Annotated in this window: 17 protein-coding genes and 1 tRNA gene; 3 read left to right on the forward strand and 15 right to left on the reverse strand. The window is 49.7% G+C overall.

Annotation, left to right across the window (positions count from 1 at the left end; genetic code table 11):
• The first annotated feature begins 47 nt into the window (after positions 1 to 47).
• Together O4H47_RS00530 and O4H47_RS00535 are read left to right on the forward strand one after the other, a co-directional pair.
• Positions 48 to 124: transfer RNA gene (locus O4H47_RS00530), tRNA-Pro, on the forward strand.
• Between the two features lie 82 nt (positions 125 to 206).
• A complete protein-coding gene (locus O4H47_RS00535; protein ID WP_269391975.1) occupies positions 207 to 1,142 on the forward strand; it encodes a hypothetical protein in 936 nt (311 codons plus the stop codon).
• Here O4H47_RS00535 and O4H47_RS00540 read toward each other — a convergent pair.
• The 6 genes from O4H47_RS00540 to O4H47_RS00565 all read right to left on the reverse strand — a co-directional run bounded on the left by O4H47_RS00540 (position 1,139) and on the right by O4H47_RS00565 (position 5,332).
• On the reverse strand, positions 1,139 to 1,603 hold the full coding sequence (locus tag O4H47_RS00540) for a MerR family transcriptional regulator (protein ID WP_269391976.1): 465 nt from the start codon (positions 1,601 to 1,603) through the stop codon (positions 1,139 to 1,141). The two genes, O4H47_RS00535 and O4H47_RS00540, sit on opposite strands and share 4 nt — an antisense overlap.
• 38 nt (positions 1,604 to 1,641) lie before the next feature.
• The gene (locus tag O4H47_RS00545) at positions 1,642 to 1,950 is read right to left on the reverse strand and encodes an integration host factor subunit alpha (protein WP_269391977.1); all 309 of its coding nucleotides are present in this window, start codon (positions 1,948 to 1,950) and stop codon (positions 1,642 to 1,644) included.
• A gap of 89 nt (positions 1,951 to 2,039) precedes the next feature.
• Entirely contained in the window at positions 2,040 to 3,014 is a 975-nt protein-coding gene (locus O4H47_RS00550) for a beta-ketoacyl-ACP synthase III (protein WP_269391978.1), read from the reverse strand.
• Positions 3,011 to 4,087, reverse strand: a complete 1,077-nt coding sequence (gene plsX / locus O4H47_RS00555; protein WP_269391979.1) for a phosphate acyltransferase PlsX — start codon at positions 4,085 to 4,087, stop codon at positions 3,011 to 3,013. Before plsX ends, O4H47_RS00550 begins: the two co-directional genes overlap by 4 nt.
• Positions 4,088 to 4,172: 85 nt before the next feature.
• Positions 4,173 to 4,733 (reverse strand): YceD family protein, encoded by a 561-nt coding sequence (locus O4H47_RS00560; RefSeq protein WP_269391980.1) that lies wholly within the window; start codon positions 4,731 to 4,733, stop codon positions 4,173 to 4,175.
• Complete coding sequence (locus O4H47_RS00565) at positions 4,730 to 5,332, reverse strand: ubiquinol-cytochrome C chaperone family protein (RefSeq protein WP_269391981.1); 603 nt, start codon at positions 5,330 to 5,332, stop codon at positions 4,730 to 4,732. The genes O4H47_RS00560 and O4H47_RS00565 overlap by 4 nt, the downstream gene beginning before the upstream one ends.
• Before the next feature lie 108 nt (positions 5,333 to 5,440).
• On the opposite strand from O4H47_RS00565, the gene O4H47_RS00570 reads away from it, so the two are divergent.
• Positions 5,441 to 5,881, forward strand: a complete 441-nt coding sequence (locus tag O4H47_RS00570; RefSeq protein ID WP_269391982.1) for an outer membrane protein assembly factor BamE — start codon at positions 5,441 to 5,443, stop codon at positions 5,879 to 5,881.
• A gap of 75 nt (positions 5,882 to 5,956) precedes the next feature.
• Here O4H47_RS00570 and O4H47_RS00575 read toward each other — a convergent pair whose 3' ends face one another.
• From O4H47_RS00575 to O4H47_RS00615, 9 genes are all read right to left on the reverse strand, one after another.
• A complete protein-coding gene (locus tag O4H47_RS00575) occupies positions 5,957 to 7,168 on the reverse strand; it encodes an MFS transporter (RefSeq protein WP_269391983.1) in 1,212 nt (403 codons plus the stop codon).
• A gap of 14 nt (positions 7,169 to 7,182) precedes the next feature.
• On the reverse strand, positions 7,183 to 7,665 hold the full coding sequence (gene nusB, locus O4H47_RS00580; protein WP_269391984.1) for a transcription antitermination factor NusB: 483 nt from the start codon (positions 7,663 to 7,665) through the stop codon (positions 7,183 to 7,185).
• Between the two features lie 2 nt (positions 7,666 to 7,667).
• Positions 7,668 to 8,120, reverse strand: coding sequence for a 6,7-dimethyl-8-ribityllumazine synthase (ribH, locus tag O4H47_RS00585; protein WP_269391985.1), 453 nt, complete (start codon positions 8,118 to 8,120; stop codon positions 7,668 to 7,670).
• Positions 8,121 to 8,151: 31 nt separating this feature from the next.
• Positions 8,152 to 8,757, reverse strand: a complete 606-nt coding sequence (locus tag O4H47_RS00590) for a riboflavin synthase (protein ID WP_269391986.1) — start codon at positions 8,755 to 8,757, stop codon at positions 8,152 to 8,154.
• The gene (ribD, locus tag O4H47_RS00595; RefSeq protein WP_269391987.1) at positions 8,757 to 9,782 is read right to left on the reverse strand and encodes a bifunctional diaminohydroxyphosphoribosylaminopyrimidine deaminase/5-amino-6-(5-phosphoribosylamino)uracil reductase RibD; all 1,026 of its coding nucleotides are present in this window, start codon (positions 9,780 to 9,782) and stop codon (positions 8,757 to 8,759) included. Before ribD ends, O4H47_RS00590 begins: the two co-directional genes overlap by 1 nt.
• Positions 9,783 to 10,250, reverse strand: coding sequence for a transcriptional regulator NrdR (gene nrdR, locus O4H47_RS00600; protein ID WP_269391988.1), 468 nt, complete (start codon positions 10,248 to 10,250; stop codon positions 9,783 to 9,785).
• 19 nt (positions 10,251 to 10,269) lie between these two features.
• A complete protein-coding gene (gene glyA / locus O4H47_RS00605) occupies positions 10,270 to 11,553 on the reverse strand; it encodes a serine hydroxymethyltransferase (RefSeq protein ID WP_269391989.1) in 1,284 nt (427 codons plus the stop codon).
• Between the two features lie 91 nt (positions 11,554 to 11,644).
• A complete protein-coding gene (locus O4H47_RS00610; protein WP_269391990.1) occupies positions 11,645 to 11,848 on the reverse strand; it encodes a DUF6898 family protein in 204 nt (67 codons plus the stop codon).
• A gap of 15 nt (positions 11,849 to 11,863) precedes the next feature.
• Complete coding sequence (locus tag O4H47_RS00615; RefSeq protein ID WP_269391991.1) at positions 11,864 to 13,066, reverse strand: L,D-transpeptidase family protein; 1,203 nt, start codon at positions 13,064 to 13,066, stop codon at positions 11,864 to 11,866.
• Between the last annotated feature and the right edge of the window lie 236 nt (positions 13,067 to 13,302).

A 13,302-nucleotide genomic window follows, 5' to 3' on the forward strand; every position in this document is an offset into this window, starting at 1 on the left:
AACACTGACTTGCGCAAAGCAGCGAATTTGTCTAACAAGGCCCCAGTCGGGGTGTAGCGCAGCCTGGTAGCGCATCTGTCTGGGGGACAGAGGGTCGTCAGTTCAAATCTGGCCACTCCGACCATTTTTCGTCGAATAGCAAACCCATACTACCAGTCAGCTTTTTTTCTATTTATCGGCACCATACTTTCGTTTAGCATTATCCCATGACAAATGAACCGCCTGTTCCGGCTTACGAAAATCCTAATTTGGCTTGGCGAAGCTTTAAGAGCCGGACGCCTATTGAGTCTTGCCGTTTGACCTCGGCTGATCTCAAACGCCTTTACAGGATATTCTCAGCTAAACAGCTCGAGTATTTGAATGGGTTGGAGTCTAAGATCAGTCAGATCGAAGAAGAGTCAGTTCAACAATTCAATCAACGTGCGCAGCGAGTGCGCGATGCGCTGATTGTCACCGTAACTGTTACCGGCTCCAACGGCATAATGACAACTGGCCACGGCGAAGAATTCTTCGAGAGTTCTGAGTTTCCAGATAGTGTCGACCAAGTTTTCTTCGACACGAGCTTTAGTCCAAAAGCACTCTTAGATCATGACCCCACTGAACAAGCTACTCTGCTTTTAGATTTCACTCGACCATTGCTCTTGGATGTGTCGAATCCGCCAACTGCGCAAACGCCAAACAACAGCAATTATTTCATTTCCAGCACCTCTGAATCGTGGGCACGGTCGCTTTCCTCTCAGCTATCCGAGTTCTTCGCTGACAGAAAACTACCAACAAACTGGATCCACAAAGCTGGCGCATATGATTGGCTACTTATGCTTCTCGGACTTCCTTTATCCCTTTGGGGGACTTTTCGGGCTTACAATTTGTTTTTTGGAAATCTAGATTTGAATAGCGGCATACAAATTCCGATTCACATCTATTTTATGTTTTTATCACTTTATATTTTTAGAGGACTTTTCGCATACTTCAAGTGGATGGTTCCAAAAATGGAATTTGAAGGCGTCGCCTCACCTGGCAAGCTGCAAAGAAGATTTTGGTACACCGTAGTTTTGGCAATCATTGCAGCCGCCGTGTATGATGCAGTCCAGTTCGGCATCATGCAAAATACAGCACTGGTCATGGCGAATAAATTGACCTAATTCAACGGATCTTCCGTGGCTTTGTCCAAAAGCCGCTTGCACTCGAGCAATTCGTGCAGCGCTTCGTTTAGTCGTGCGCGCGAATAGGTGTCGATTTTTCCGGAGCCGTGTGATGATTCTGGTGCTGCAATTTGAGGTTGTTCAGCCGTGTCGCCATTGCCACCAACGGGAACCACAGGCTCAATTGCCCCGGTTTCGCCAATGGTGATCACGTGGCGTGCGCCATTTTCTTTGAGAATTTTTTGGACGCCCTTGATGGTAAAACCTTCATCATAGAGCAAATATCGTATGCCGCGCAGCAGTTGCACATCGTCGGGCCGATAATAGCGACGACCACCGCCCCGCTTTAGCGGTTTGATTTGCGAAAATCGTGTTTCCCAAAAACGCAAAACGTGCTGAGGCAAGTCAAGCTCGTCTGCCGCTTCCGATATGGTACGAAAAGCGTCTGGCGACTTTTCCAACGGTTCCACCCTCGTATTAGCTAAGCGCTGTTATTGTTTTATTTTGCGCTTAGCATCTTATCGTTGATTTTGGATTTCAAAACGTTGCTTGGCTTAAACACCAAAACCCGTCTTGGCAAAATCGGTACTTCTTCGCCGGTTTTAGGATTCCGACCAATCCGCTCATTCTTAGATCTGACCAAAAATGAACCGAATGACGACAGTTTGACGCTTTCCCCAGCGACAAGTGCATCACTCATCAAATCCAATACACGCTCTACCAAATCAGACGACTCGGCCCGCGAAAGGCCGACTTGCTGATAAACTGCCTCACTGAGGTCAGCACGTGTTAGTGTTTTCCCTGCCATGTCCACTCCGCAATGCATTTCAATATGTTAACGAGCATAGATGCGACATTTGTCTTGGTCAATGATGAAGCGCAAACTCTTATTGCACTTTACCAGCGCACCAAAGACGCGCCCCATGTAAATCCGCCACCCATGGCCTCAAGCATCACAAGATCGCCCTGCTTGATACGCCCATCAGCCACCCCAATGCTTAGCGCCATCGGCACTGAAGCCGCTGAAGTATTGGCATGTTTGTCCACCGTAACGATAACTTTTTCTGCCGGGATCTTCAGTTTTTTGCCAGCCCCGTCAATAATACGCTTATTGGCTTGGTGCGGCACGAACCAATCTAGATCGCTTGGCTCAACATTTGCTTTTTCAAATGCGCCTTCAACCACGTCCGAAATCATGCCTACAGCATGGCGAAACACTTCTTTGCCTTCCATGCGCACAAATCCAACGGATTGAGTTAGCGATGGGCCACCGTCAACATAGAGCTTGCGCCAATGTTCGCCATTTGAGCGCAAACAGTTTGAAAGCACACCACGGTCACCTTCTGCCTCAGTTGGCACAGCTTCAAGCACCATGGCGCCTGCGCCATCGCCAAATAGCACACAGGTTGTCCGGTCTTCCCAATCGAGCAAACGCGAAAACGTTTCAGCGCCAATAACAAGCGCTTTGGTGCCAAGACCGTTTTTTAAATAGCTATCTGCAGTTGCAACGGCATAAACAAAACCAGAGCATACCGCTTGAATGTCAAATGCAGACCCTTGGGTGATGCCAAGTTTTTCTTGCACCAATGCAGCTGTCGCTGGGAACGTGCGGTCTGGAGTTGTTGTTGCAACAATGACCAAATCGATTTCAGAGGCATTGATGCCCGCCGCGTCGAGCGCGTTCTGTGCAGCATTTACCGCCAAATCCGATGTTTGTTCGTCTTCTAGGGCAATGTGGCGCTGCTCAATGCCCGTGCGCTGAACAATCCACTCGTTCGTTGTGTCGACTTTTTTCTCTAGATCTTTGTTTGTGACAACGTTTTTGGGCAAATAATGCCCAACCCCACGCACGACTGATTTTACCCCACTCACGCTGATGCTACCTCGTCACTTTCATTGTCGCCATTTGATGCCTTGTCGGCTGGCTTTTCAAATTGTTTCAGCCCGTCACCGATTTTATCCATCAATCGATTGTTGGCCATTTCATAGGTTATGCCCAAAGCGCTCTTAAAGCCAATTTCGTCGGTGCCGCCGTGGCTTTTGATCACGATGCCATTTACGCCAAGAAAAACAGCACCATTGGCATTGCGCGGGTCCATTTTGTCACGCAACGTGCGTAGGCCACCCGAAGCAATGAGTGCGCCAAGTTTTGATAGCCAGCTGTTGGTGAGCGCGGTGCGCAGATAAGTGCCGACCTGTCGTGCGGTTCCTTCTGCGGTTTTCAGGGCGATATTGCCTGTAAAACCTTCTGTTACCACAACATCCACTGTACCTTTGCCAATGTCATCGCCTTCAACAAAGCCGTGATATTGGTAACCGCACCCTGTGTGTGACTTAAGTTCTTTGGCAGCATCTTTGACCGCGTCCAAGCCCTTAACTTCCTCAACGCCGACGTTGAGCAAACCAACAGTTGGTTCTTTCATATCGAAGAGCGCGCGGGCCAAGGCGGCCCCCAAAATGGAGAAGTCAATCAACTGTTGTTTGTCAAACCCTACGGTTGCCCCCACGTCGAGCACAACGATTTCTGTGCGCAAGGTCGGCCAGATCGCGGCCAACGCGGGCCGAGCGATGCCTTCCATCGGGCGCAGGCAGAATGTCGCCATCGCCATAAGTGCGCCAGTGTTGCCGCCTGAAATGGCCGCGTCGGCCTCTCCATCGGCAACGGATTGCAGGGCATTCCACATGGATGATTTGCCGCGGCCTTTGCGGAGGGCCTGACTAGGCTTCTCGTCCATCGAAACCACATTTTCGCAATGACGGATTTCGGACACTGCTTGAAGGTCAGGATATTTTTTGAGCAAAGGCACCAGCTCATCTTCACGCCCGTGAAAGATGTATTTGGTGTTTGGCCGCTCCAAAAGAGCCATTTTCGCGCCCAAGAGAACGATCGCCGGCCCGTTGTCGCCACCCATAGCGTCGACTGATATTGTTATGTTTTTTGCCATATTCGCTTTGGTTTTTAGCAAAACTCGTGCGCAGCTTATCTAGGAATAAGCCGCATACAAGCTTTTTTGCACCTTTGTCGACTAATTACTTTGTCTGTTTAAGTGCCGCCAACGCGGCAAATGGGGACAGTTCGCCCGAATCCTCGTCATCTTTGACATTTGACAGTTCAGCGCCCTGTTTCTTTGGATACGGATCAATGTTTAGCAAATACTGCTCGTATATGAAATCACTTAGATCGATTTTATCGGCCGTGAACCATTCTGTGTCCGCATCCACTTCCAGATCCACAAAGACTTCGCCATTTGCGGTCAAATCCAACTCGGGCTCTTCGCCGCGCAAATAAATGCGTTCGATAGCGACATCAATTTGCTCTTCGACCGGCTCAAGCGTTACAACGCACGGTTGCTGCAGTGCCGCTTTCAACTTGCCCTTGGCTTCCAGCCCCCCACGAATCGGTCGAATTTCGACAAACCCTTCAAACTGTGTAAGTTCGGTTGCCGCTGAGTGCTCAGCGAGGACTTTGAGCGTTTGCTCGTCGGCTGCAAAGTCATATTTACGCCCTTGTGTGGGCACTTCTTCAACACGAACCACCATATCGAGCAAAAGAGATAGTTGTTCGATGGTGTATTCTTGGGTCTTGCTCATTCTTGTTCCTCAGCATTTATGCTGGCAATTGATTGTTCGGGAGACAGAAAATGGATTGTTCCGCGAATGATTTGGTTTTGAGTGCCCAAGTTGGCGATTTGTCCAATCGCATATTGGGCCAACACGTTTGCATTTGTGCTATCTTCGTCATTATACAAATTACGATTTAGCGCCAGAGCAAGTGTTGCGACATCTTTGCTCTCATATGAGTCCTTTACCGCCCCCAAAAGGCCGTAAAAGACTTCACCCATTTTTTTGACCTTTTTGGGCACGGTTATATCGCCAACGCCCATTTCGCGCAAAGAGCGGTCCATATCTTTAAAGAACAAATCAAACAGCGACTGGGCGAACTTCCTTTGGTCTTCGTCGCCTTTGTGCAGGCGGTGGAAAACCAGGGTCATGTGTAATGCGATCATATCGAAGCGACCGGTTACATCGTCTTTAATGCCATGGGACAAATAGAATTCTGGGTGCCGAGATTGCGCCACAATGATATTGTACGCAGCTAGTGCAGCATCGGCGAATGGGTCTTTGCGAAATGGGTTGAAAATCATCAGTCTGTTGTCGGTTCTGCTACAGGTCGAAGTTTTAAGTTCCATCTGCATCTTGCCATCTTATCACTTTGGCAGCTAAACAGATTTCCGACGCCCCTTTTTTAGATGCGTTATTTGTCTTGTTAATCGAGTTTTTGTGAGAAAGCCAATTAAATGATGTTCACGCGTTCAGCAATCCGCTTCCTTTCACTTATCAGTGTCTTCGCTGCTGCGCTTGCACTTTCTGGCTGTCTTACACAACAGCGCACACAGGGCTATGACATTTCTGAGGACAATTTGGCGCAGGTCCGCCCAGGCGTTTCCAGACAATTGGTCGAATTTGTAATGGGTTCACCGCAATCTAAGAACACGTTCGGCGACGAAGAAGCCTATTATTACGTGGAAACAAAAATTGAACAGACAGCCTTTGGCCTCAAAAACGTCAAAGAGCGCACCGTTGTTGCCGTTTATTTCGACAAAAAAGACCGTGTCGTCGACAAAGCGGTTTATTCACTTGAAGATGGGCGCTTGGTCGAGACCGTTTCACGCAAAACACCGGGCTTTGGGCAGGATCGCTCGTTCGTTCAACAATTGTTGGGATCGTTGAGCTTGTAAGTTCAAACATCCGGTTTCAAGAAACATAGAAAATGGCGAGGGTTGAGCAATTTGCTCCCCTCGCCTTTTTGTGGCTTACTGCGTGCGCAACTTACGTTGACGGTAGTCGCCCCAAGCCAACAGCGCCAAAGTGGCCGTTACAATAGGCAGGACCAAGATGTTAATTGACTGCCACCCAAGAGTGTTTAGCAAGACCCCTGAGCTGATTGAGGCAACTGCCATTGAGCCAAAAACAAATGGCTCGTTTAGCCCCTGCGCCGTTGATGCTTCTTCTGGGCGATAGGCTTGTGACAGCATGGTTGTCGAGCCGATGAAACCAAAGTTCCACCCTACACCAAGCAAGATCAACGCAGCGTCAAAGTGAAGGGTCGTGATGCCGTTCAAGTTGATCAGAGCGCTACCCAAAATTAAGACCAGTCCAATGCCCACCGTGGCGTGAGAACCGATCCGATTGATGATGTTGCCCGTCACAAGACTTGGAGCAAACATTGCAATGATGTGCCATTGAATTGCTGTGGTTGCGGCCTCTGCTGAGTGCCCGCATACATGCACCATCGCCAAAGGCGCCGCGACCATAACAAAGGTCATCAGCGCATAAGAAACCATTCCCGTTATGATGGGAATGTTGATTTCCGGCAGTTTGAAAAGTTCCATGGCCGTGCGGCCCTTGGCGTCGCCTTCCTTTGGCTTAACAATTGGCGCCAGCCGTGTTTGCCAGAGCATGGCCATGGCGACGATTGAAAGGATCGAAATGATCAGGAACGAGCCCGCGAACTCGACGCCCCCAAGCCAATCTTTGGCCAGATAGGACAATCTAGGGCCCAAAAAGCCAGCAGCGACGCCGCCAAGTAAAACCAATGAAATCGCCCTCGCCTTCATGTCGTCAGGCACACTGTCGGCGATTGCAAAGCGATACTGCTGGGTAAAGGCTCCACCCATACCCACAATAGAAAGAGCAAGCGCAAAGAGGATGAATGAGGAAAAGGCAACAGCAGCTGCGGCGCACAGTCCAGCAACAAAGCCCAATGCAGCGCCAATCATAAAGCCATTGCGGCGCCCAATGGCGTAAATGATCTTGGTGGCGGGGCCCGCCATAAGCGCCAGACCAACAATCATGGCCGTGGTTGGAATTGTCGCCATGCTTTTGTCAGGCGCAAGATTGGCTGCAGTTAGCGCCCCAACGGCCATAATAATGGCTTGGCTAGAGCCGCCAGTTGCTTGGGTTACAGCCAACAAACCAATGTTCCGCCCCGCATATTTTGCTTTATCAAATTGGGGTTCGGTCATTGATTTATCTCCATTTATTTCACTTCGTCAGGCCGGAATGTTGTGGCGATATTGTTGAGCACACCATTGACCATTGCGGGCTGGTCTTTTTCAAAGAATGCACGTGCAACATCAACATACTCATTGATGACAACGCGGGCTGGAATGTCTTTTTTGTAAAGCATTTCAAACGCTGCAGAACGCAGGATCGCCCGAAGTGTACTGTCGATTCTAGTGACAGGCCAACCGTCCACGAGCGAATTGTCTATAATTGGATCAATTTTGACCTGATATGTCCGCACGCCTTCAAGCAGCTGCTTGAAATAGTCGGCGTCAGCGGGAAGATATTCTTCCCCCTCTACTTCTTTGCCCAGGTGAAACATTTTGAACTGTTCAACCGTAGCATCAAAAGAAGCGCGCCCGACATCCATTTGGTAAAGCGCTTGAACTGAAGCCAAACGAGCTGCGCCACGTTGATTGGCTTTGCCCGGATCGCGTTGTGGTTTGTCATCACTCATCGTTATAGCCCGAGCTTGGTTCTTGTTTGGATCATGGCAAGCGCTGCCTCAGCTGCGCCGCCGCCTTTGTTCTTTTCTGAGCGGTTGGCGCGCGCCCAAGCTTGCTCTTGGTTTTCAACGGTCTGAATACCATTGCCAAGCGCCAAGCCTTCAGATGTTACCATATTCATGATCGCGCGGGCGCTTTCATTGGCAACAATGTCATAATGGGTTGTTTCGCCCCGAATAACAGCACCAAGAACAACATAACCATCGTATATGTCGGCATCGGCCACTTCAGCGGCAATGAGCGCCATTGAAAGGGCAGCGGGAATTTCCAATACGCCGGGGACAGCGACGCGTGTTATTTCAGCGCCTGCTTTTTCCAGCACTTCAATCGCACCTGCTGCAAGTTCATCGGCCAATTCATCATAAAAACGTGCTTCAATGAGCAAAATCTTTGGCTTGTCGGTCATCTTCGTCCTCAAATCGCAGGTTGTGCGGGGGTTATTGCATTTCAATCAAGCGCGCTGCATATCGCGCCATCTGATCAATTTCAATGTTTATCTCATCACCCGCTTGCGCAAGGTGCCAATTTGTCACTTCAAGCGTGTGCGGAATCAGCAGAACCGAAAAGCGATTGCCCTCTACCCAGTTCACAGTCAGCGAAGTGCCATTTAGCGCCACCGAACCTTTGGTTGCGATAAACCGAGCAAGGTCAGTTGGCACTTCAAACGTCAGTTTGCATTGATCGCTAAAGTCCTCTCGCGACACAATTTTTGCAATTCCATCAACGTGCCCCGACACAAGGTGTCCGCCCAGCTCATCTTGCAATCGCAAAGAGCGTTCAAGGTTTACTTTGTCGCCAATCGCCCAATTCTTGGCAGTGGTCAAAGACAGTGTTTCCTGCCCCAGAAATACCTCAAACCAATTTTTACCGTCCGCACTATTTTCTTTTGCGGTTACGGTTAAACAGATGCCGTTGTGGGCAATTGATGCCCCAAGGTCGAAATCAACGGTGTTGTAAGACGTGCCAATGCGCATTTTGCGACCATCAGCCCGCTCTTCAACTGAAATGATGTTTGCAACGTCTGAAACAATTCCTGTGAACACTAATCGTTCCTTTGAAAGTGTGTAACGCGATCTGCGCCAAGTTTGCTGGTTCCATAGTCTAAAAAGCCCAGCGATGCCAGCTTGTCGCCAATATTTGAGCCTTGCACAGCAGGCAAGCCGCCTGCCCCAATCTCAATTTTGCTTTCCAATAGGTAAAACTCATCGATCAGTCCGGCATCGAGCAGTTCATTTAGCAACTTAGGGCCACCCTCCACCAGCAAATGATTGATGCCTTCATTCGCAATTGATTGGAGGGCGCTTTTCAAGTCTTTGTTGCTGCAAACGCTCACGAAACGTGGGTCTGCACCAAGTGTCATGCCACTTGGCAAATCTGAGGTTGCAGACGAAATGACAATTGGTCGTGGACTGCGGCTTTCCAGCCCCCTCAAACGCACATTAAGCGACGGGTTGTCCAAAATGGCAGTCTTTGCACCTACTGCAATCCCGTCGATCCGTGAACGCAGAGTGTGGGTCCAAGCCTTTGCCTCTGATCCGGTGATGGCAACATTGCCCTCGCCGATACGCCCAACCATACCGTCTTTGGATACGGCGAGTTTGGCTGTGACAAAAGGGAGGCCTTTTCTAACGCGCTTAAAGAACGCGCGGTGCAATATCGTTGTTGGTTGATGATCCACGAGCACAATGACATCAATCTTAGCCGCACGCAGCTTTTCGACACTTTGACCTGCGGTACGTGGGTCTGCGTCCAACTGACCTATAACAACACGCTTGATGCCCGCGTCAATCACTGCGTCAACACAAGGTGGCGTTTTACCGTGGTGGTGACAGGGTTCAAGCGTAACGTAGAGCGTTGCATCTGCTGATTTTTCGCCTGCACTTTCAATCGCTTGGGGTTCAGCGTGCGGGCGACCACCGGGTGCAGTTACAGCACGAGAAACCAGTATGTCCGTTTTAGGATCAACAATAAGTGCGGCAACGGTGGGGTTTTCTGCTGTGGTGCCTAAAAAGCGCGATGCGTACCTCGCGGCTGCGTCCATCCATTTGATGTCCGCCAAGGTTGGCATTTAATCGTCGTCCGAATTGTCCGCGTCGAGCTTGGACAGGAACGACTTAAAGTCGTCCGCTTTGGAAAAATTCTTGTAAACAGAGGCAAAGCGCACAAAGGCTACGTCGTCGAGTTCTTTGAGGCCTTCCATTACCAGCTGACCAATTTGCTCGGACGTAATTTCAGCATCGCCAATGCTTTCCAGCCGGCGCACAACGCCTGAGATCATGCGATCTGCGGCTTCTGCGTCAACTTCGCGTTTGCGCAAGGCTGTTTTGATGGATCGGTTCAGTTTTTCCCGATCAAAAGCCACCTTGCGACCGGACTTTTTGCTGACAATCAATTCGCGCAGCTGCACACGTTCAAACGTGGTGAAGCGTCCACCGCACGCCGAGCAAACTCGGCGGCGGCGAATAGCGTTAGAATCCTCGGTGGGCCGAGAATCCTTTACCTGCGTGTCATGGTTACCGCAATAAGGGCAGCGCATGGTGCCTCCTTAAGGCAAATTATGCGTAGATTGGGTGCGCGTCTGTCAGCACTTTAACTTGCTCACGAACGCCAGCTTCCACTGAAGCATTACCTTCTTCGCCATTTTCAGCCAAACCAGCAACCACTTCAACAATCAACTCACCAACTTTGGTGAAGTCTTCTTGGTTGAAGCCACGTGAAGTTGCTGCCGGTGTGCCCACACGAATACCAGACGTAATGAAAGGCTTTTCCGTATCAAACGGAATTGCATTTTTATTACAAGTAATGTGCGCACGCTCAAGAGCGGCTTCGGTTGCTTTGCCGGTTACGCCTTTGGGGCGAAGGTCAACAAGCATCAAATGGTTGTCTGTTCCACCGGAGAAGATATCCAAGCCACCGCTGATGATTGATTTGGCCAACGCGTCGGCATTATCAACAACATCTGAGATATATTGCTTGAAGTCAGGTGTTAAAGCTTCGCCAAAAGCTACTGCTTTTGCTGCAATAACATGCATCAATGGTCCACCCTGAATACCAGGGAAAATAGCTGAATTGACCTTCTTGGCGATGGCTTCATCGTTGGTCAAGATCATGCCACCACGTGGGCCGCGCAATGTTTTGTGCGTTGTGGTTGTTGCCACATGCGCATGGGGGAATGGGCTTGGGTATTTGCCACCGGCCACAAGACCAGCAACGTGGGCCATATCTACCATGAAGTATGCGCCCACCTCATCCGCGATTTCACGGAATGCCGCAAAATCAAGGAAACGAGAGTAAGCAGAGAAACCAGCAATGATTAATTTTGGCTGATGCTCTTTGGCCATTTCGCGCACTTGGTCCATATCGCACAGACCATCTTCTTTACGCACACCATAGTGCACAGCGTTGAACCATTTACCAGACTGGTTAGGACGCGCGCCGTGGGTCAAGTGACCACCAGCATCAAGGCTCATGCCAAGAATCGTGTCACCCGGCTGGATGAGCGCTTGGAATACGCCTTGGTTGGCCTGTGAGCCAGAGTTTGGCTGCACATTGGCAAAATCACAGCCGAAAAGCTGCTTTGCGCGATCAATGGCCAAGTTCTCGACCACATCAACATGCTGACAACCGCCATAATAGCGTTTGCCCGGATAGCCTTCTGCGTATTTGTTTGTCAGCACAGAACCTTGTGCTTCAATGACTGCTTTTGAAACAATGTTCTCAGAAGCGATCAGTTCGATTTCAGTTTGCTGACGATTAAGTTCAGCATCAATTGCCCGCGCAACATCGGCATCGACATCCGCCAGCGAATTGGAGAAGAAATTTGGAAAAATTTCGGTCATGGAAAATCCTCGCGATTAACGACCAATTTCGGTGCGCTTCGCTTATCATAGGAAATTGGGTTATCCAAGCCGTCTGTGGATTAAATGGTACTTATTGCTTACTCAGTTGCTCAAGTTTTCGCTTAAGCTTACCAAGCGCGAGCTGACGCATGTGGTTCTGCGTCGCTTGAATGGGCGCAATTGCCATGACTTCGACGCCCGTAGCTTCGTGAATCGCGTTTATCCGCACCTGCCCGCCGATTTGGGCAAATTCGAAATATACCGTACCGATTTCACTTTTCTCGCGTTCATTCATGCCCACAATTAATACCTAATCGTCAAGCAGTGCAACACGTCCTTGCTTGTCGAACTGGTAAATATCTTCACGGAATGACACAACGCCTTGGCGGTTTGCCCAAGCGGTAATGTAGGTTGTGATGATAGGCACCGGGCTTTTCAATCGCACATCTAATCGTTCACCAGAGGCGAAGGCGCCATCAACAGCCAATTGATTCCATTCTTCATTGCCCGCAAGCAACCAAGCAACAAGCTCGTCAACTTCTTCAACCCGCACGCAACCAGAAGAATGGAAGCGGCGGTTTTGCCCAAATAGTGATTTTTGCGGTGTGTCGTGCAAATAAACGGCATGTTTGTTGTGGAAGTTGATCTTCACATGGCCCATGGAGTTTTCCGCACCCGGCTCTTGCCGGAAAGCGTATTGCACGGCCTCATCAGTTGACCAATCAATTGAAGCTGGGTCCAATTCCTCGCCGTCAGCACCATAGATTTTGATGCGGAAGTTGGTCAGATACTGGGGATCATCATTCATATACTTTATGATATCACGGCGGATAATGCTTTTTGGAACGTGCCAATAGGGATTGAAATTAATCTCGTGCACTTTTGAATGCAAAAGCGGCGTGGGGCGTTCAATGCGCCCGACAATTGCTGTGTGTCGGCGTTGTACGGTGCCATTCTCAACCGCTTCAATCGATGCTGCGGGAATGTTCACAACGATATACCGCTCAGACAGAGCACTCACCGCGTCTTGCACGCGCAATAGGTTAAGCCGCAGCTGTGTAAGCTTTTCCGTGGCAGGCACATTCATTGTGATCATTGTTTCTTGATCAATTATGCCTGTTGGGCGCAACCCGTGACGCGCTTGAAGCAAGCGCACAGCGTCTTCAACATCTTGGTCAAATTTATCGGACATTCTTAGGTCCGCGCTCAAATCACCCGTCGCAACTAGTCGGCGACGAAGACCACGCACATGACCTTGAACCGCGCCTTTTTTCAAACCGTAGGTTCCGCGCGACAGTTCTTTCCAACCGCCAGCCGCCACAATGGCTTCATATTTTTGAATGGCGAGCTGCAGATTATAAGCCGTGTCGTAAGACAAAATGGGCTCAATGGTTTCAATTGCGGCGCTTGGCGCATTTTCGCTGTCTTGTGCTGATGCAGAACCGGCACCAACGCAAAATGATAATGCGACGCTCAACAGCGCTGCCAAAACGTAATTCTTAGAGAAACTCATGCCAAATGCCCCAATGGTCACCAAAACAGGGATAATTTTGCCGAGGTTTAACACCCCAGCGCAATTGCCTCAACCTGCCAATCTTGCAAATGCTGAATAAGGGGCGTTTGCGGCATGATTGTGACTATGCGTGCACTTGAACTTTTATGTGGGTTTGATTGAGCAGATTGAACTGCGAAAGGCCATGTCGATGCTAAAAAATGCACTCGACATGACCCGCGCTCAACCAAACAGTC

The sequence above is a fragment of the Maritalea porphyrae genome, assembly GCF_027213965.1.
Lineage (GTDB): Bacteria > Pseudomonadota > Alphaproteobacteria > Rhizobiales > Devosiaceae > Maritalea > Maritalea porphyrae_A.

Coding starts and splice junctions, on each gene's coding strand:
- O4H47_RS00535 (WP_269391975.1), top strand. CDS start 207: ATGACAAATGAACCGCCTGTTCCGGCTTACGAAAATCCTAATTTGGCT.
- O4H47_RS00545 (WP_269391977.1), bottom strand. CDS start 1,950: ATGGCAGGGAAAACACTAACACGTGCTGACCTCAGTGAGGCAGTTTAT.
- plsX (WP_269391979.1), bottom strand. CDS start 4,087: ATGGCAAAAAACATAACAATATCAGTCGACGCTATGGGTGGCGACAAC.
- O4H47_RS00560 (WP_269391980.1), bottom strand. CDS start 4,733: ATGAGCAAGACCCAAGAATACACCATCGAACAACTATCTCTTTTGCTC.
- O4H47_RS00565 (WP_269391981.1), bottom strand. CDS start 5,332: ATGGAACTTAAAACTTCGACCTGTAGCAGAACCGACAACAGACTGATG.
- O4H47_RS00570 (WP_269391982.1), top strand. CDS start 5,441: ATGATGTTCACGCGTTCAGCAATCCGCTTCCTTTCACTTATCAGTGTC.
- O4H47_RS00575 (WP_269391983.1), bottom strand. CDS start 7,168: ATGACCGAACCCCAATTTGATAAAGCAAAATATGCGGGGCGGAACATT.
- nusB (WP_269391984.1), bottom strand. CDS start 7,665: ATGAGTGATGACAAACCACAACGCGATCCGGGCAAAGCCAATCAACGT.
- ribH (WP_269391985.1), bottom strand. CDS start 8,120: ATGACCGACAAGCCAAAGATTTTGCTCATTGAAGCACGTTTTTATGAT.
- ribD (WP_269391987.1), bottom strand. CDS start 9,782: ATGCCAACCTTGGCGGACATCAAATGGATGGACGCAGCCGCGAGGTAC.
- nrdR (WP_269391988.1), bottom strand. CDS start 10,250: ATGCGCTGCCCTTATTGCGGTAACCATGACACGCAGGTAAAGGATTCT.
- glyA (WP_269391989.1), bottom strand. CDS start 11,553: ATGACCGAAATTTTTCCAAATTTCTTCTCCAATTCGCTGGCGGATGTC.
- O4H47_RS00610 (WP_269391990.1), bottom strand. CDS start 11,848: ATGAATGAACGCGAGAAAAGTGAAATCGGTACGGTATATTTCGAATTT.
- O4H47_RS00615 (WP_269391991.1), bottom strand. CDS start 13,066: ATGAGTTTCTCTAAGAATTACGTTTTGGCAGCGCTGTTGAGCGTCGCA.